13 protein-coding genes are annotated in these 17,897 nt (G+C 69.7%); 4 read left to right on the forward strand and 9 right to left on the reverse strand.

Annotation, left to right across the window (positions count from 1 at the left end):
* Positions 1-5: 5 nt before the first annotated feature.
* Positions 6-1,484: an amidase gene (locus ACODSY_RS20070; protein WP_488953658.1), complete on the forward strand. Its 1,479-nt coding sequence runs from the start codon at positions 6-8 to the stop codon at positions 1,482-1,484.
* Here the strand turns inward: ACODSY_RS20070 and ACODSY_RS20075 are convergent.
* The 5 genes from ACODSY_RS20075 to ACODSY_RS20095 all read right to left on the reverse strand — a co-directional run bounded on the left by ACODSY_RS20075 (position 1,481) and on the right by ACODSY_RS20095 (position 8,021).
* Positions 1,481-2,632 (reverse strand): serine hydrolase domain-containing protein, encoded by a 1,152-nt coding sequence (locus ACODSY_RS20075; RefSeq protein ID WP_488953659.1) that lies wholly within the window; start codon positions 2,630-2,632, stop codon positions 1,481-1,483. The genes ACODSY_RS20070 and ACODSY_RS20075 overlap by 4 nt on opposite strands.
* On the reverse strand, positions 2,632-3,705 hold the full coding sequence (locus tag ACODSY_RS20080; RefSeq protein WP_488953660.1) for an acyl-CoA dehydrogenase family protein: 1,074 nt from the start codon (positions 3,703-3,705) through the stop codon (positions 2,632-2,634). Before ACODSY_RS20080 ends, ACODSY_RS20075 begins: the two co-directional genes overlap by 1 nt.
* Before the next feature lies 1 nt (position 3,706).
* Complete coding sequence (locus ACODSY_RS20085) at positions 3,707-4,873, reverse strand: acyl-CoA dehydrogenase family protein (RefSeq protein ID WP_488953661.1); 1,167 nt, start codon at positions 4,871-4,873, stop codon at positions 3,707-3,709.
* A gap of 88 nt (positions 4,874-4,961) precedes the next feature.
* Positions 4,962-6,170 (reverse strand): ComEC/Rec2 family competence protein, encoded by a 1,209-nt coding sequence (locus ACODSY_RS20090; RefSeq protein ID WP_488953662.1) that lies wholly within the window; start codon positions 6,168-6,170, stop codon positions 4,962-4,964.
* Between the two features lie 12 nt (positions 6,171-6,182).
* Positions 6,183-8,021: a S8 family peptidase gene (locus tag ACODSY_RS20095; protein WP_488953663.1), complete on the reverse strand. Its 1,839-nt coding sequence runs from the start codon at positions 8,019-8,021 to the stop codon at positions 6,183-6,185.
* A gap of 167 nt (positions 8,022-8,188) precedes the next feature.
* Here ACODSY_RS20095 and ACODSY_RS20100 point away from each other — a divergent pair, with 167 nt between their 5' ends.
* Positions 8,189-9,547: a PQQ-dependent sugar dehydrogenase gene (locus tag ACODSY_RS20100; protein WP_488953664.1), complete on the forward strand. Its 1,359-nt coding sequence runs from the start codon at positions 8,189-8,191 to the stop codon at positions 9,545-9,547.
* Here ACODSY_RS20100 and ACODSY_RS20105 read toward each other — a convergent pair.
* Positions 9,534-9,905, reverse strand: coding sequence for a VOC family protein (locus tag ACODSY_RS20105; RefSeq protein ID WP_488953665.1), 372 nt, complete (start codon positions 9,903-9,905; stop codon positions 9,534-9,536). The two genes, ACODSY_RS20100 and ACODSY_RS20105, sit on opposite strands and share 14 nt — an antisense overlap.
* A 121-nt stretch (positions 9,906-10,026) precedes the next feature.
* Between ACODSY_RS20105 and ACODSY_RS20110 the strand changes: the two genes are divergently transcribed.
* Positions 10,027-12,384, forward strand: coding sequence for a penicillin acylase family protein (locus tag ACODSY_RS20110; protein ID WP_488953666.1), 2,358 nt, complete (start codon positions 10,027-10,029; stop codon positions 12,382-12,384).
* Between the two features lie 3 nt (positions 12,385-12,387).
* Here the strand turns inward: ACODSY_RS20110 and ACODSY_RS20115 are convergent, their stop codons facing one another.
* On the reverse strand, positions 12,388-14,931 hold the full coding sequence (locus ACODSY_RS20115) for a TonB-dependent receptor (protein WP_488953667.1): 2,544 nt from the start codon (positions 14,929-14,931) through the stop codon (positions 12,388-12,390).
* Positions 14,932-15,159: 228 nt separating this feature from the next.
* Here ACODSY_RS20115 and plsY point away from each other — a divergent pair, with 228 nt between their 5' ends.
* Positions 15,160-15,795: a glycerol-3-phosphate 1-O-acyltransferase PlsY gene (gene plsY, locus ACODSY_RS20120; RefSeq protein ID WP_488953668.1), complete on the forward strand. Its 636-nt coding sequence runs from the start codon at positions 15,160-15,162 to the stop codon at positions 15,793-15,795.
* On the opposite strand, the gene ACODSY_RS20125 is transcribed toward plsY, so the two are convergent.
* Together ACODSY_RS20125 and ACODSY_RS20130 are read right to left on the reverse strand one after the other, a co-directional pair.
* Positions 15,792-16,484 (reverse strand): SDR family NAD(P)-dependent oxidoreductase, encoded by a 693-nt coding sequence (locus tag ACODSY_RS20125; RefSeq protein ID WP_488953669.1) that lies wholly within the window; start codon positions 16,482-16,484, stop codon positions 15,792-15,794. The genes plsY and ACODSY_RS20125 overlap by 4 nt on opposite strands.
* A gap of 74 nt (positions 16,485-16,558) precedes the next feature.
* Positions 16,559-17,731, reverse strand: coding sequence for an acetyl-CoA C-acetyltransferase (locus tag ACODSY_RS20130; protein ID WP_488953670.1), 1,173 nt, complete (start codon positions 17,729-17,731; stop codon positions 16,559-16,561).
* Between the last annotated feature and the right edge of the window lie 166 nt (positions 17,732-17,897).

Consider the following 17,897-nt stretch of genomic DNA (forward strand, 5'->3'; position numbering starts at 1 on the left):
TCGAGATGTCCAACCTAACTCGGCGCGGGTTCGGCGCGCTTTCCGTCGCAAGTCTCGCCGGCCAGGCCCACGCCAAGGCGCCGGCGGTCAAGTCGGCCTGGCCCGACGCCGTCGAGACCGCCGCCCGGATCAAGGCCGGCGAGGTCTCGGCCGCCGAGGTGGTCAAGGCCGCCATAGACAACGCCCTCAAACTGCAGCCCCGGCTAAATTTCCTCGTCGCCTCCGACTTCGAGCGCGCGCTCGACAAGGCGAAGTCCGCGCGACCCGGCCCCTTCGGCGGCGTGCCGTTCCTGATCAAGGATCTGGATCCCTACGCAGGCCTGCCCACGCGCTCGGGCTCCCGCTCGCAGCTCACCTTGCCCCCGGCCGCCAAGGCCAACGACTACATCGACAGCTTCGACCGCGCTGGCGTGGTCGTGATCGGCAAGTCGGCGACGCCCGAGTTCGGCTTCCTCCCCACGACCGAACCCACGGCCTTCGGCGCCACGCGCAATCCCTGGGATCCCTCCCGCTCCAGCGGCGGCTCCTCGGGCGGCGCGGCCGTCGCGGTGGCGGCGGGCGTGGTTCCTTTCGCCCACGCCAGCGACGGCGGCGGCTCCATCCGCATCCCCGCCTCGTGCTGCGGACTCTTCGGCCTGAAGCCTTCACGCGGGCGCATGATCGGCACGCGCAGCCACAAGGACGTCAGCGAGCTCAGCGTGGACCATGTGCTGGCCCGCAGCGTGCGCGACTCCGCGGTAATGTTCGCGGGCAGCGAGGACTCCGGCAAGGGGGCCCAGCTTCGGCCGGTCGGCCTCGTGACTTCGCCCTTGAAGCGCAGGCTGCGCGTGGGCCTGATCCTGGATGGGGGCTCGGGCAAGGCGCCTTCCCCCGAGGTGCGCGCCGCCACCGAAAGCTCGGCCAGGCTGATGGAAAACCTCGGCCATCGCGTGATCCCGACGACATGGCCGATGGGGCCCGGTTTCATCGACGACTTCCTTTTGCTCTGGGCGTCCGGCGCGGCCCAACTCGCGCAGGGGATCGCCAAGGCCACGGGCCGTCCCGCCGGGACGGATCTGCTGGAACCCTTCACCCTGGGGATGGCGCGGATGGCCGCTACGGCGCCCGCCGACGCCCTGCCCAAGGCCATCGACCGCCTCACCGCCGCGGCCCGGGCCTATACGACGTGGTTCGAGGCCAATCGCTTCGACGTGATCCTCTCGCCGGTGCTGGCCTGGCCCCCGCCGAAGCTCGGCGAGGTCGGGCCCGACGTGCCGTTCGACACCCTGGTCGCGCGCCTGACCGAGTACGTGGGCTACACCACCCTGCACAACGTGGCCGGCGCGCCATCGATGAGCGCGCCGCTGAACTGGACGCCTGAGGGACTGCCGGTCGGGACGCAATTCGCCGCCCGCCCCGGCGACGAGGCCCTGCTCTTCCAGCTCGCCTACCAGCTCGAAGCTGCCCGTCCGTGGGCCGACAAGGCCCCGCCGATCCGGGTCTAGATCGCCCCCATCGCGGTCCACATCGCCATGGCCAGGCCCAGGGCGCGCATGTCGCCCTGTGTCGTCGGCGCCATCCTGTTCATGACGTAGGCGAAGGTCGTCCGCGCATCCATGTCGATGAGGATCAGCGATCCGCCGTAGCCGCCCCAATAGATCGAGTTCGGGTTCGGAAATGGCACCACGCCGGGCAGGCCGAAGCCCATGCCGAACCGCGCCGGGACGCCCAGCACCAGGTCCGGCCCCTCGATCTGCAGCTCCAGCGCCTTGCGGCAGCCGGCTTCGGACATGAAGCGCTTGCCCTTCGCCACGCCACCGTTCGCCAGGATGGCGTGAATCTCGGCCACCGAGCGCGCATTGCCCGTGCCGCCGGCGGCCGGAATCTCGGCCCCCCGCCAGCCACGCGTCTCCGTCGCCGAGACGTCGATGCCGGGGTTGTCCCACATGTTGATCATCAGCTCGCTGGCGGTCGGATCGCGCGGCCCCGGCGGCGGCGGGATCAGTTCGGCGACGCGGCTGTCCTCCGACGCCGGCAGGCCGATCCAGAAGTCGGCGCCCAGCGGCTCGGCGATCTCCTCGCGGAACACCGTCCCCAGCGACTTGCCGGTGATGCGGCGAACGACCTCTCCGACCAGATAGCCCTGGGTCAGGGCGTGGTAGCCCGACGCCGTCCCCGGCTCCCAGAACGGCGCCTGCGCCGCCAGCAGCGCCGTCGCCTTGTCCCAGTCATACAGGTCCTCGGTGGACACCTTCTCCTTCCAGCCCGACAACCCGGCGGAATGGCTCATCAGGTGGCTGACCTTCACGTCCGCCTTCCCGTTGGCGGCGAACTCGGGCCAGTACTTCGCGACCGGCGCGTCGAAATCCAGCTCGCCGCGGTCGGCGATCAGCAACGCCGTCAGCGCCGTCATCGTCTTGGTCGTCGAATAGACGTTGATGATGGTGTCGCGCTCCCAGGGACGGGTCCGCGCGGCATCCGCGAAACCGCCCCACAGATCGACCACCGTCTCGCCTTCGACCGTGGCGCAGTACGAAGCGCCGACATCCTCGCCGCTGCTCAGCAGTTGCTCGAACGCGCTGCGCACACCCGCATAGCGGTCCTGAACTACGCCGTGGATCGCCCCGTCCGCCATCGCCTTGGTCCTCTCCATCAGGCGGCCAGGCCCTGCAGCCGGGCCGCGATCTCGCGCACCTTCTCCGGCCCGCCCAGCAGCTGCCGGTTCTGGCCGATCCGCTTGAACCAGTAATGCAGGCCCAGCAGGTCGGTCATCCCGATGCCGCCGTGCACCTCGGTCGATGTCCGCGCGACGAACCGCCCGATCTCCGAGAGGTGGGCCTTGGCGTGGGCGGCCATCAGCGACGCCTCGTCCGGCGCGTGGTCGAACGCATAGGCCGCGTACCAGACCAGTGCGCGCGCCGGCTCCAGTTCGGCCGCCATCTCGGCGCAGAGGTGCTTCACGGCCTGGAAGCTGCCGATCGTGCGGCCGAACTGCTTGCGCTCCTTGGCGTAGGCGACCGCCTTCTCCAGCATCGCCTGGGCCGCGCCCAGCGTATCGGCCGCCAGCACGATCCAGGCCGCATCGCGTAGCCGCTCAAGCGCCTGATTGGAGCCCAGCGGCTCGGCCGGCGTGTCCTTGAAAGTGAGCTCGGTCAGTCGCCGCGTGGCGTCGATGCTGCTCATTGGCTCCACCGCCTCGGCCATGTGCGCCAGATGCAGGCCGCCGGTCCGGTCCGCGACGATCAGCAGGTCCGCTCCGGTGGCGTCCAGCGCGAACAGCGCCTTGCCGGTCAGCCGTCCGCCCGCCGCCGTCACCCCCGCGTCGTCGCGCGCGCCGGCCACCGCTTCCGAAATCGCCACGCCCGCCACGCAGGCGCCGGTGGCGAGCTTGGGCAGCCAGCGCGCCCGCAGCTCGTCGGTTCCGCCCAGGCCCAGCGCCAGGGGCGCCAGCACAGCCGAGCCTAGGAACGGCGTCGGGGCGACCACCCGGCCCAGCGCCTCGGCCGCCAGCGCGGCCTCCAGCATGCCCAGGCCCAGCCCGCCCCGCTCCTCGGGGATCATCAAGCCGGGCAGCCCCAGTTCCGCCAGCCGCATCCAGATGTCGGAGGCCGTCGCCTGGCCCCCGTCGGCGAACTGGCGCACCCGTTCCAGCGGCGAGAGGTCGGCCAGGGCCCGGTTCAGGCTGTCCTGCAGCATCACCTGATCTTCGGAGAGCGCGAACCGCATCTCAGGCCTCCACCGTCTTGGGCTCGCGCGGCATGCCGAGGCCGCGTTCGGAGATGATGTTCTTCTGGATCTGCGCCGTGCCGCCCCCGATGATCAGCCCCAGGTCGAACATGTAGTTCCACTGCCAACGGCCCTTGGCCCGCAGATGCGGTCCGTCGTGATAGAGGATGCCCAGCTCGCCCAGGGCGTCGATGCCCAGCGCCGCGACCTGGTGGTTCAGCTCGCAGCCCTGCAACTTCACCACCAGCCGCGCCAGTCCCGCCGTGTCGTCGGTCAGGGTGCGCAGGCCGTTGAACTTCATCGCCAGAACCCGCGCCTGGAGCTGCATGAGCCGGTCGCGGAAGATCGGGTTGTCGATGATCCGCTGGCCATCGACCGTCTCGGATTTCATCAGCTCGATCAGAGACTTCAGGCGGGCTTCCGTGGCGTTCGGATCGCCCAGCATGCCGCGCTCGTGCTTGAGCGTGGTGTTCGCCACCTGCCAGCCGCGGCCCCGTCCGCCGACCACATTCGCCTGCGGCACGCGCACGTCGGTGAAGAACACCTCATTGAATTCGGCCTGGCCGGTCATGGTCTTCAGCGGCCGCACCTCGATCCCCGGCGTGTCCATGGGGAACAGCACGTACGAGATGCCTTCGTGCTTCGGCTTGTCGGGCTCGGTGCGCACCAGGCAGAACATCATCTGCGCTTGGGCAGCCGTAGAAGTCCATATTTTTGAACCGTTTATGAGGAAGTCCTCGCCATCCTCGACCGCCTTGGTCTGCAGGTTGGCCAGGTCGGACCCGGCGCCAGGCTCGGAATAGCCTTGGCACCAGATGATCTCGCCGCGCAGGGTCGGCGGGATCCAGCGGCTCTTTTGCTCCTCCGACCCCACCTCCAGCAGGGTGGGCACCAGCATGGAGATGCCCTGGCCGCTCATCCCGCGCGGCGCGTTCGCGGCGATGAACTCCTCGGCGATGATCCGGCCCTTCAGGATGTCGGGCGCCGCGCCATATCCGCCGTATTCCCGGGGGATGGTCCGCGCCGCATAGCCGTTTTCGATCAGCAGGCGCTGCCAGGCCTTGGGGTCCTTCGGCGCCCCGCCCTCGTGCTGGTCCTTGTGCGCGTCCAGGAACGCGCGCACCTCGTCCCGGAAGCCGGCCAGCTCGGGTGTCAGCGTCAGATCCATGGCCCGCCCCCGTGGTTTTCGTCGGCGGCAGTCCATCGGGTTTCCCCGCCGGGCGCAACGGCGCCGCGACGTCAATCGCCGCGGGGCCCTAGAACCGGATCGTGATCTGCGGGCTTTGCGGCGTGGGAACGTTGACCTTGATCTTGCCGGCACCCTCCCAGGCCTGGACCACGTCCGAGATGCCGTCGGTCGCCGCGTCGAACTTCGGTCCCTTGCGATCCTTGCGCCAGGCCTCATGGATCCGGTCGCACGTCGCTGGGTCGTGCGTGATGTGCACCGTGTAGCCGCCCTTCGGCCGCGCGCTCGCGATCAGCTCCAGCGTCGCCCGATCCGGATTGCCGTAGGTGCCGTCGCCGGAGGCCACATAGTGATCGGCGGTCACGTCGCGCAGGAACCCCCGGGTGATGTTCCGGATCGAGCCGTGATGCGGCAGCTTCAGCACGTCGACGTGCAGCTTGCCGCCCTTGAGTTCGCCCGCCTCCTTCAGCCCGTCATAGACATAGTCCGACCGCGCATCGCCGGTGATCAGCACCTTTCGCCCGCTGTGTTCGATCAGCGCGACGATGCTCGAAAGGTTCGGGACGCTCTCGTCGAGGGCGGCGGCCAGCGCCTTGGTCACCGGCTTCTTTTTCTTGAGCTCTTCCCGCCACTTGCGCCAGGCCGTTCGCAGCTTTTCCAGCTCGCGTTCCCGCGGGCCCACGATCTTCAGCGTCGCCTCGCCCAGCTTCAGGACACGGGTGTCGTCGACCGACATGATCGGCGAGCCGTCCGGCGGGTTGCGGGTGATCTGCAGGGCGCCCGCCAGCGAGGCGAGCTGGCTGCCCTGGGCATAGCTCGCCAGCACCAGCTCGGCGGTGTGGTCCATCTCCCGCCCGAGGAGCTGCGACAGCGCCTCGCCGCCGCCCAGCCCCGCCAGGACGGTCGTCCCGCCCACGGCTCGGGCCACCGCGCCCTCGCTCTCGTCCAGCAGGGCGTCGAAGCTGTTGTGCAGCAGCCAGCGGATATCCCACGGGCGGCGCTGCTGGGCTTCGTCGGCGTCGCGCAGCTCGGCCAGCAGGTCTAGGACGCCCTTGATGTGGTCCTCGTCGATGTGGCTGATCATCACGGCGTCCAGCATCAGCGTCTCGTCGTCGCCGACCGCCTTGGCCTCCTTCGCCAGCCGCGGCCGCAGCGACGTCTCGTAGACCCGCGACGGGCCGCCATCGATCAGCAGGCGAAGCTTCCGCCCGGGGTCCTGGAACGTCAGGAACAGGCAGTCGCCGTACCGGGCCGGCAGCGCCTCGAACGTGAACGCCATCGTCGTCTCCCCCTATCGCGACTGCAGCGCGCGCAGCGCATCCACCAGGCCCGCGCCCTGGAAGTGTCGCTCGCGGCCGAGGTCGGTCGCCGTGTCCATCAGGATCTGCTTGATCGTCATCGGCTGCCCCACGAGCTCGGCGTGCCGCGCCATGAGCAGGGCCGCGACGCCCGAGACATGCGGCGCAGCCATGCTGGTGCCGTCGAGCCGACCCATGCCGAGGCCCGGAAGCGGGCCGTCGATCTTCTCGCCCGGAGCCACCACGTCGGGCTTGCGCCGGCCGTCTCCCGTGGGTCCGCGGGAGGAGAAATAGCTCACCCCGTATTCGTGCGGCCGGTCGCGGTGCGTCGAGCCGACGGTGATCACCGCCTCGGTGTTGCCGGGGTCGTTGATGCTCATATCGGCGTAGCTGTTGTAGTCGCCCTCGCTGACGGTGAAGCGCTGGAAGCCGTCGTTGCCGGCCGCCGCCACCACGACCACACCCGACCGCACCGTCGCGTCGCAGGCCCGGCAGACCGGCGTCTGGCCGCAGGCGAAGTTCCGCACGTCGTGCTCCAGGCCGATGGACAGGTTCACGCCGTGAATGGTCAGGTAGCGGTTCCGCGCATTGATCCAGCGAACGAATTCCAGCGCCGCGATGACCGCGAACTCGGCGTCGGGAATGTTCTGGTCTTCGTTCAGGATGCGCAGGTCGTAGAGCTTGAGATCGGGGCAGACGCCCTCGAAGATGCTTCTGTCATCCTCCCGCCAGTCCCCTGCCAGCACGCCGGCGACGTGCGTGCCGTGGCCGTTCGGCTTGGCGCTCGGATCCCGCGACTCCAGCTTGTCCGGGCGGGTCTCCAGCAGCTGGGAGAGCACGGCCCAGTCGAAGGGGCGGCCGTTCCTGGCGTCGGCCTGCAGGCGTTCAAGCCACGCCGCCGCCTCGCTCTTCGACATGCCCAGCGCCACGAGCGCGTCCAGGGTCACCTTGTTCTTCGCCGGGTCGAGCAGGACGTCGTAGGCGGCGAAATCCCGCAGGCGGGTGAAGTCGTAGGCCTTGGTGACCCGCGTCTCGAAGCCACCGGCGGCATGGTCCCTGAACGCCGGGTGCGACCCGTCGATGCCGGAATCGATCACGGCCCAGGTCAGGTGCCGCGCCGAGGTCTTGAAGAGGCGCCGCGCCGCGTCGGCTTTCACCGTTTCGCTCGAGCGCCCCATCTGGGTCACCTCGCGATTGAGCGCCACCTGCCAGATCGACCGCTTTCCTCGCGCCTCTTCCAGAACCGGGTCCACCGAGATCGTGGGCGCTCCGTTGAGGATCTCCGCCAGCGACTTGACGTCCGGCGGCAGGTCGTTCGGCCGTTCCTCCGAGATCGCCGCGATCGCCTCGGGTTCGTCGGCGATCATCAGCAGGTAGAGCAACGCGACCCTCAGGTCCGGCGACAGGCTCGCCCGCCTGTCACGCAACAGCGCCACCAGCCTCTGCAGGGTAAGGCCGCCGGGCTGCGCCATGCCGATCAACTCCCGCAGGCGCACCACGCCCTCCGGAACGTTCGCGCCCGTCATCGGCAACAGGATGTTCAGGAAGATGTCGCGCGTGGCGTGGATGGCGACGAAGCCTTCCAGCGGGAAGATTCGCGTGTCGCCGCCCTGTCCCCCAGGCGCACGCCTGGTGATCTCGTCGTGCAGCTCGTTCGCCAGGCGGGCCGCCGGAAGGCTGTCCATCGGCGTGAGCAGGAGATCGACGGGCGTCCTCGGCCGTTGGCCATATGCCGCCCAGACGTCGATCAGCACGGCGCTTTCATGGAGCAGGCGCGGCCCCGCGCGCCCGATCATCAGCAGTTCCTGGATGAAGCCTCTCGACAGTCGCATACGCCGGCCCCTGTTCCGGCGGCGCCGTTCCTGCGGTTCAACACCCCGCGTTAGATGCGCCACCCCTTACGCGCAGCCGAGGGTTGCACACCGCCGATGACAGAACAATGTCTGGCAACGCTTGCCCATCCGCGCGAGTTCTTGGAGACGCCCTTTCGGAGACGCCGATGTCTGCCCGTCGCCCCCCCCGCCTCGCCCCATTGCTGAGCGCGCTCGCCCTGGCCGCCTGCTCCAGCGGCTCCAGCGACCCCTTCGTGGGCTTCGGACCCAACCCGCCGCTCAAGGCGCCGCAGCAGAGCCTGATCCCCACGGTCGGCGTGCCCGACGTGGTGGGCTGGCCGGCCGGCGCCGCGCCCAAGGCTCCGCCGGGCTTCACGGTCACGCGGTACGCTCAGGGCCTGGACCACCCGCGCTGGCTGCTGGTGCTGCCGAACGGGGATGTCCTGGCGGCCCTGTCAGCCTCCGAGCCCAGCAAGGCCGACAAATCCAACAAGGGGATCAAGGGCTTCTTCCAGAAGATGCTGATGAAGAAGGTGGGCTCGGCGAAGCCCAGTCCGAACAAGATCGTCCTGTTGCGCGACGCGGACGGTGACGGCGTGGCCGAGACCAAGAGCGACTTCGCCACCGGCCTGAAGCAGCCCTTCGGCATGACCCTCGTGGGCGGCCTGCTCTACGTGGCCAATTCGGACGGCGTCGTGGCCTTCCCCTACCAGCCTGGCGCGGTGGCCGTGCCGGGAACAGGCACCAAGGTATTCGACCTACCCGGTCCCCCGATCAATCACCATTGGACTAAGAACGTCGTCGCCAGTCCCGACGGATCGAAGCTCTACGCCACCGTCGGCTCGAACTCGAACATCGGCGAAAACGGCATGGAGAACGAGGTCGGCCGCGCTGCGATCTGGGAATATGACATGCGCACCGCCAAGGCGCGCGTCTTCGCCACCGGCATCCGCAACCCCAACGGCATCGACTTCGAGCCGACCACGGGCGTGATGTGGACCGTCTCCAACGAGCGCGACGAGATCGGCAACGACCTGCCGCCCGACTACCTGACCAGCGTGAAGGACGGCGGCTTCTATGGCTGGCCCTACAGCTACTGGGGCCAGAACGTCGACAAGCGGGTGAAGCCGCAGAATCCCGCCCTTGTGGCCTCGGCCCTGAAGCCCGACTACGGCCTGGGCCCGCACACCGCCTCGCTGGGCCTGACCTTCTATCGCGCCGACGCCTTCCCGGCCGCCTACAAGGGCGGCGCCTTCATCGGCCAACATGGATCGTGGAACCGCAAGCCGCTGAACGGCTATCGCGTCGTCTTCGTGCCGTTCGCGGGCGGCCGGCCCCAGATGCCCCCCCAGGCCTTCCTGACCGGCTTCCTGAACGCCGACGACAAGATCCAGGGCCGCCCGGTGGGCGTCACCGTCGATTCGAAAGGCGCGCTGCTGGTCGCCGACGACGTCGGCGGCATCGTCTGGCGCGTGACGCCCGCCGCCGGAGCGACGGGCGCAGCGCCGGGCGTCAGCCCATCTTGAAGACGCAGACCTTGTTACCGTCCAGGTCGCGGAAATAGGCGCCGTAGAACGTCGGCAGGCGTTGGCCGGGCGCGCCGTCGCACGTGCCGCCCGCGGCGAGGGCGGCGGCATGGGCCGCGTCGACCTGTTCCTTGGTGGCGGCCGGCAGGCCGAACATGGTGCCGTTGCCCGCGGTCGCCGGCTGTTCGTCGTAGGGCTTGCTGACGGCGATCATGCCGGGCGTGGCGCTGGAGCCGTAGAACTGCATGCGGTCGCCGTTGGCGAAGGTGCGCTTGCCGCCCAGCGGCGCGAGCACCGCGTCATAGAACTTGGAGGCCTTCTCGAGGTCGTTGGTGCCGATGGTGGCGTAGCCGATCATGGTGGAATCCCCTTCTTGAGATCCCGACCCTAGCGGATGACCTGCGCGGAAGCGCAAGCGGCGCGTGACGTGGCCGCCCCGACCGGTCCAGTATCCCTCGGACAGTTCGGGGGAGCGTGACATGCGCGGTGTGGTCTGGGGTTTGGTGGCGGCGCTGCTGGCGGGCGCGGCCCACGCCGAGGTTTCCAGCGCCGTGCGACAGGAGGCGGCGACGGTCGCCGGACTACAGGCGCCCGCCGAGCTGATCGTCGACCGTTGGGGCATCCCGCACATCTACGCCGCCTCCAGCCGCGACGCCTTCTTCCTGCAGGGTTGGAACGCCGCCCGCGACCGGCTCTGGCAGATCGATCTCTGGCGCAAGCGTGGCTTGGGCCGCCTGTCCGCCAGCCTTGGGCCGGCCTATGTCGCCCAGGATCGCGCGACGCGCCTGTTCCTCTACCGTGGCGACATCGCCACCGAGTGGGCGGCCTATGACCCCGGCGGCAAGGCGGCGGCCGAGGCGTTCGCGGCGGGCATCAACGCCTACGTCGGCGAGGTTCGCGCCGGCAAGCGGCCCCTGCCCGTCGAGTTCAAACTCACCGGAAGCCAGCCCGAGGACTGGAGCTCCGAAGACATCGTACGCATCCGCAGCCACGCGCTGGTCTCGAACGTCACCTCCGAGGTCGCCCGCGCCCGGGCGATCTGCGCGGGCGGCGCCGCGGCCGACACCCTGCGCCGCAAGCTGGAGCCCGCCCACAAGGTGGTCATGCCCAAGGGCCTCGATCCGTGCGAGGTCCCCGCCGACGTCCTGAAGGACTATGTGCTCGCCACGGAGCAGGTCGATTTCAAGCCGCTCGAACCCAAGGCCCTGGCCCAGGTGATCGACGAGCGCGCGGCGGAGGGCTCCAACAACTGGACCATCTCCGCGGCCCGCAGCGCGACCGGGCGGCCCATCCTGGCCAACGACCCGCACCGCGCGGTCGGCGCCCCCTCCCTGCGCTACATCGCCCATCTGGATGCGCCGGGCCTGTCGATCATCGGCGCCGGAGAGCCCGCCCTACCCGGCGTTTCCTTCGGCCACAACGGGACAGCCGCCTGGGGGCTGACGATCTTCTACGTCGACCAGGAAGACCTCTACGCCTACGAGACCAAGGGCGCCGCCTACCGCTACAAGGGCGGCCTCGAGCCGATGACGGTGGTCAAGGAAACCATCGAGGTGAAGGGCGAGGCTCCGCGTGAGGTGGAACTGCGCTTCACGCGCCATGGCCCGGTGCTCTGGCAGGACGACGCCAAGGGCCGGGCCTTCGCCATCCGCACCATCTGGAACGAGCCGGGCCTCGCCGGCTACTACGGCTCCTCGCGCATGTGGCGGGCCAAGGGCTGGGACGATTTCCAGGGCGCCCGCGACAAGTGGGGCGCTCCGCCGCTGAACCTGGTCTACGCCGACACCAAGGGCGACATCGGCTGGTCCGCCGCCGCCCGCACGCCGGTGCGGCCCAATTGGGATGGCCTGATGCCCGTGCCCGGCGACGGCCGCTACGAATGGGCGGGCTTCGTCGAGGATGGCGGCCTGCCGGTGACCAAGAACCCAGCCGAGGGCTATTTCGCCACGGCCAACGCCATGAACATCCCGGCCGAGCCCGCCTATCCGCGCGATAAGCGCAAGCTGGGCTTCGAGTGGGCCGACCCCACTCGCACCCAACGCATCCACGAGGTGCTGGACGCGCTGCCGAAGTCCACGCTCGCCGACTCGATGGCGCTGCAGACCGACAGCGTCAGCGCGCAGGCGCGCCGCGGCGTCGCCCTGGTGAAGTCGCTGGAGAGCCACGATCCGGGCGTCGCCAGCGCGCTCGCCCTGCTCAAGGTCTGGGACGCCAACGAGACCACCGGCAGCGCCGCCGCGGCCATCTACGAAACCTGGGCGAACAAGCACCTCGGCCGCCACACCATCGTCGCCTCGGGCCTCCCGCCGGCCGCCCGGAAGCTGCTGGGCGCGGGTTCGCCGGACCCGATCCTCACCTGGCTGGAGGCCCAGCCCGCCAAGGTGCGCGACCCGATCCTGCTCTCAAGCCTCGCAGACGCCGTCGGCGAGCTGCGCGGCCGCCTGGGACCCGACATGGCCACCTGGACCTGGGGGCGGCTGCACCAGGCGAAGTTCGTCCCCGCCATCGCCGCCCTGGCCGACCCTCAACTCGCCGCCCAGATGACCGTGGGGCCGCTGCAAGTGCCGGGCTCGGCTTCGACGCCGAGGGCCGCCTCCTGGCGCTCGGAGGATTTCCAGCAGACCGCCGGTGCCTCGGTGCGGGTGGTGCTCGACGTGGGCGCCTGGGACAACTCCATGGCCATTAACAGCCCCGGCCAGTCCGCCGACCCGATGAGCCCGCACTACCGCGACCTGTTCCCGCTCTGGGCCGCCGGCGGCTATGTCCCGCTCCGCTTCAGCCGCGCGGCGGTCGAGGCGGACGCCGAGACGCTGATGCGCCTGACGCCCGCCTCCTAGCCGTTACCTCCAGCGGTAGGTCACGCCCACGCCGTACATCCGCGGCGCGCCGGCGATGAACGTCGGCAGGCCCAGGCTGTCGCCCGTGTTGCCGGCGTCGATGATGTAGTCCTCGTCGGTCAGGTTGGTGGCGAAGGCCTCCAGCGTCACCGGCGAGTCCTCGGCACTCCACGACACCCGCAGGTTCAGCAGGCCATAGGCCTTCTGGAACTCGTCCTGCACCTTGTCGGGCACGAAGTTTCCGGTCTGGAACGCCGGCAGGTCGTTGGTGTCGTCGAAGAACACCTTCGATTGCCAGGTGTAGCTTGGCCGCACCTCGATCTCGCCGTTGAAGGCGGGCACGCGGAACGAGGCCGCCACCGACAGCGAGTGGTCCGGCGACAGGCGGAAGCGGTTGCCGTCATAGGCCCCGCCATCGAACCGCGCGTGGCTGTAGGCATAGGTGGCCAGAAGGTCGAAGTTCGAGGTCACGGCCCAGTCCGCTTGAGTCTCGAAGCCGTAGGCCTTGGCCTTGCCCGCGTTGGTGATCACGAACAGCGTGCCCTGCTGCTCGACCGTCTGGAAGTTCTCGTAGTCGTAGCGATAGGCCGCCAGGTCCAGGCGCAGGCGCCGGTCCATCAGCGCCAGCTTGGCGCCGGCCTCGTAGCTGTCGACCGTCTCGGCCCTGACGGCGCCGAAGCGCGGCGGCGTGCCGGGCGCCGCCGGGCCCGAGGCGGCCAGCACCTCCGGCCGCCGCCCGCGTGCGAACGAGGCGTAGAGGTTGGCGTCGTCGCTCGCCGCATAGCGGGCCACCATGCGCCAGGTGACGCCGTCGTCCTTCAGGTCCTGTTTGAAGATGTCGCCGTTGTTGGTGGTCGGCTGGAAGGTCACCCCGAACAGCGGCAGGGCCGAGGCTGGGATCTGCTGCACGGTCGGGAGCGACAGGGCGCCCAGGATCTGCTGCGCCGTGGCCAGCGCCGCAGGCGTGCCCGCCGCGGCGATCTGCGCTGCGCCGATGGCGCCGCCCAGCACGCTGCGTCCGCCCACGACCCGCGAGCCGAAGCCGGTGGTCTTGTCGTCGCGCGTGAACCGGACCCCCGCCGAGACCGCCAGCTTGTCGGTCACCTTGAAGGTCCCGTCGGCGAAGACATCGAACGAGTCGAGGTCGCTGTTGCTGGACGTCTCTTCCATGTGGTTCGAGCGGAGGTTGCCCGCAATGGCCGCCGCCTGAGCCGGGCTCAGCACGATGCGGTTGCCGCTGAGCTGCGCCACCAGCCCGCGCAGCAGCGCGCCGGTGAAGGCCGTGTTGCCGAACACCGCCGACGGCGCCGGCACGTCGGCCGGCAGGCCCAGGCCCGCCGCGCCCGCGTTGAGCTGGCCGGTCACCACCGCCAGGCCGATCCGCTCGTCGAACTGCAGCGGGACGCGCTGCCGGTCCTTGGCCTTGAAGATGTCGCCGCCGACGAAGCCGCGGAAACGGCCGCCGTTGTCGTAACTGAGCCGGAACTCCTGGCTCCATTGCTCGCCCTTCGCGTCGTTCAGTCCGGTGAGGATCCCCAGGGACAGGCCATCCGGGTCGAACATCTCCTTCGAGCGATAGCGGCGGTAGGCGCTGATCGAGTTCAGCGTCAGGGCATCCGTCAGCTTGAATTCGCCCAGGCCGGTGTAGCCGGTGACCATCCGGTCGACGCCCAGCTTGCCGCTCTCGAAGTTCAACGGCGCCGCCAGGGCCGCCGCACTCTGCGGCCGCGTGTCGCCCAGCACCTGGCCGGTGACCGGATCGGTGGGGCGGAAGCCGTGCGATTTGAACGACGTGCCGGTCGGCTCGTCCTTCTGGTAGTTGGCGATCAGGTCGAAGCCGGCGCGGTCGGACGGCTCGAAACGCAGCGCCGCGCGAAAGGCGCTGGTGTCGACCGACTGGAAGGCGTCGCCGCCCAAGGCGTTCTTCACGTAGCCGTCGCGCGACTTCAGCCGGCCCGACAGACGCAGCGCCAGCTGGTCGCTCATCGGCAGGTTCACCGCCGCCTCGCCCAGCCTGTACTCGTAGTTGCCGCCCTCGACCTTCACGTAGCCATCCAGCTCGGCCGTCGAGGCCTTCTTCTGGATCAGGTTCACGCCGCCGATCAGTGCGCCCCGGCCGAACAGCGTCGACTGCGGCCCCTTGGCCACCTCCACCCGCTCCAGGTCGAACAGCTCGACATACGAGCCCTGAGCCTTGGAGATCGAGACGCCGTCCTGGAACACCGAGGCGCGCGCCTCGGAATAGCTGTCCGTGGAGTCCGAGGTGATGCCGCGCATCACGAAGCCGGGGTTGTTCGGCGACTGGTCCTGCACCTCGAAGCCGGGCGTGAACAGCGACAGGTCGGCGAAGTCCTGGACGCCCAGGGCCTCCAGCCGCTCGGCGCCATAGGCCGTCAGCGAGATCGGCACGTCGATGGCCGCCTGCTGGGTCTTCTGGGCGGTGACGACGATCTCCTCGATCGCCTGGCCTTCCTCGGCCATCGCCGGCGCGGCGAACATGGCGAAGGCGCTCGTCGCGGCCAGCAGCCGCGCGCGTGACATGGTCATTGGTCTATCCCCTGCGCAAAGCGCGCAGGCGCGGCCCTAGCGTGGCTGTACGACGGTCGCGTGACGAAACCTGCAGCGCCCTGGCTCCACGTCAACTTCGCCCGCGACTGCGGCGCCGATGCCGCAATCCCTTGCCGGATAAGGGATTGGCGTTATCCGCCGCGCCCGGCTGGGCCGCGCCGCGGTTCGTGCCATGATGGCCGCCTGCAAAGCCGGAGCGCCTACCCCATGGTCTTCTGGATCGCGAGCCTCGCCGGCCTGGTGGTCGCCTATCTGCTTGGGGCGACGCCTACCGGCTACCTGGCCGGCCGGCTTCTGAAGGGCATAGACATCCGCGAGCACGGCTCCGGCTCGACCGGCGCCACCAACGTCCTGCGAACCCTCGGGAGCGGACCCGGCGCCGTCGTGCTGCTGATCGACGTGCTCAAGGGCGCCGCCGCCATCGTCTTCGCGGCCTGGTTCTATCCCTGGCTCGCGACGCCGCCGGCCTGGACGCCCTGGGCCGTGTGCCTCGCGGGGCTTGCCGCGCTGCTGGGCCACAGCCGCTCGATCTGGCTGGGCTTCACGGGTGGCAAGTCCGTCGCCGCGGGCCTCGGCGTGCTGCTGGCCCTGTCTTGGCCAGTCGGCATGGGCGGCCTGGCGGTGTTCGGCGTCGCGGTGGCGATCTTCCGGATCGTGTCCCTGGGTTCGATCCTTGCGGCCGTCACCGCGATCGTCCTCGCTTGCGCACTGCCGCATCCGCTGGCCTATCGGCTGATGGTGATCGCCGGCGGCCTCTATGTGGTCTTCCTGCACCGGGCCAACATCGGCCGGCTGCTGGCCGGGACCGAGCCGCGCCTCGGCCAGGCCCCCCGGCCGGGCTAGACCCGCCCCGTCACCGGCATCAGCGCGCCCGTCACCGCGCGGGCCGCCTCGCTGGCCAGGAACAGCATCACCGCCGCCAGGTCCTCGGGCGCCACCCAGATCGACGGGTCGGTCCCCGGCATGTCGGAGCGGTTCTGCGGCGTGTCGATGATCGAGGGCAGCACGGCGTTCACGGTCACGCCGTCGCCCTTCAGCTCGTCGGCCAGCGCCTGGGTCAGGCTATGGACGCCCGCCTTGGCGGCCGCGTAGGCGCCCATGCCCATCCCCGCCTTGAGCGCGGCGGCCGAGCCCACATTGACGATCCGGCCCGCGGCGCTGCGCTTCAGGTGCGGGATCGCCGAGCGGCTGGCGTTGGCGGCGGTCAGCACGTTCAGCCGGTACATCGCGGGCCAGCTGCCGATCGAGCCCTCCTGCAGTGTCTCCCAGGTGAAGCCGCCCGCGATGTTGAGCAGGGCGTCGATCCCGCCGAAGCGGTCGGCCACGGCGTCCATCGCCGCGCCGGCCTGCACCGCGTCGGTCAAGTCCACGCCCGGCAACACCAGGACGTCGTCGCCCGATGGCGATGCGGCCGGCGCACCCTTGGCGAAGTCGATCAGCGCGAGCCGAGCGCCCTGCGCGGCGGCCGCCTTGGCGACGGCCTGGCCCAGCACCCCGAAAGCGCCCGTGATCGCGATCACCCGTCCGGCCATGTCCTACCTCGCAAAGGAAACGGCCGGGGATCGCTCCCCGGCCGCTCCTCAAAACCGCATTTCGCGCAGCGTTGCTAGAGCCGCTCGACGATCGTGACGTTGGCCATGCCGCCGCCTTCGCACATGGTCTGCAGGCCGTACTTCTTGCCGCGCGCCTTCAGAGCGTAAAGCAGGGTGGTCATCAGCTTGGTGCCCGAGGCGCCCAGCGGGTGGCCCAAGGCGATGGCGCCGCCGTTGACGTTCACCCGCTCCGGATCGGCGCCCAGCTTCTGGATGAACGCCACCGGCACCGAGGCGAAGGCCTCGTTCACTTCGAACAGATCGATGTCGTCGATCGACATGCCGGCGCGCTTGAGCGCGCGCTCGGTGGCCGGGATCGGGGCTTCCAGCATGATCACCGGGTCGTGGCCCAGCAGCGACATGTGGTGGACGCGGGCCAGCGGCGTCAGGTTGTGTTCCTTCAGCGCCTTCTCCGACACGATCATCACGCCCGAGGCGCCGTCGCAGATCTGGCTGGAGGTCGCCGCCGTGATCCGGCCGCCCTCGCGCAGCAGCTTCACGCCGCGCATGCCGTCCAGGCTGACGTCGTAGCGGATGCCCTCGTCGCTATCGTGGCGCACCACATTGCCTTCGGCGTCCAGACCGTCGATGGCCAGGATCTCGTCCTTGAACGCGCCGCCCTGCGTGGCCGCGATGGCGCGCTGGTGGCTGTTGTAGCCGAACTCGTCCAGCTGGTCCTTGGTCAGGCCATACTTCTCGGCGACCATTTCGGCGCCCATGAACTGGCTGAACTGGATGTTGGGATAGCGCTCTTCCTGGCGCGGGCTCTTGGGAATGCCGAAGCCTTCCTTGGCCGGCAGCGAGACCGACAGGCCCATCGGCACCCGGGTCATGCTCTCGACGCCCGACGCGATCACGATGTCCATGGTGCCGCTCATCACGGCCTGGGCCGCGAACTGCAGCGCCTGCTGCGAGGAGCCGCACTGGCGGTCCACCGAGGTGGCCGGCACGCTTTCCGGCAGCTTGGAGGCCAGCACGGCGTTGCGGCCGATGTTGGTGGACTGCTCGCCCACCTGCATCACGCAGCCCATGATCACGTCCTCGACGGCGGCCGGGTCCACGCCCGTGCGGTCCATGAGCTCGTTCAGCGTCACCGCGGCGAGGTCCGCCGGGTGCCAGCCGCGCACGCGCCCACCCTTGCGGCCGCCGGCAGTGCGGGTCGCGGCGACGATATAGGCCTCGGCCATCTCATTGCTCCCAATGTCTGTTCGCGCCGCCCTCGGCGCTTCGCGTCAGCATGTAGGCGGGGCGCCGCTGCGTAAGACAACGGAGCGTGACGCCAGCGTCACGTCCGTCGAAGCCTCACACATTTGTAAGGCGGCGTTCGGGGCGGCTGAAAGCTCGTGGCGCGAT

It is taken from the genome of Phenylobacterium sp. FG114 (assembly GCF_057809855.1).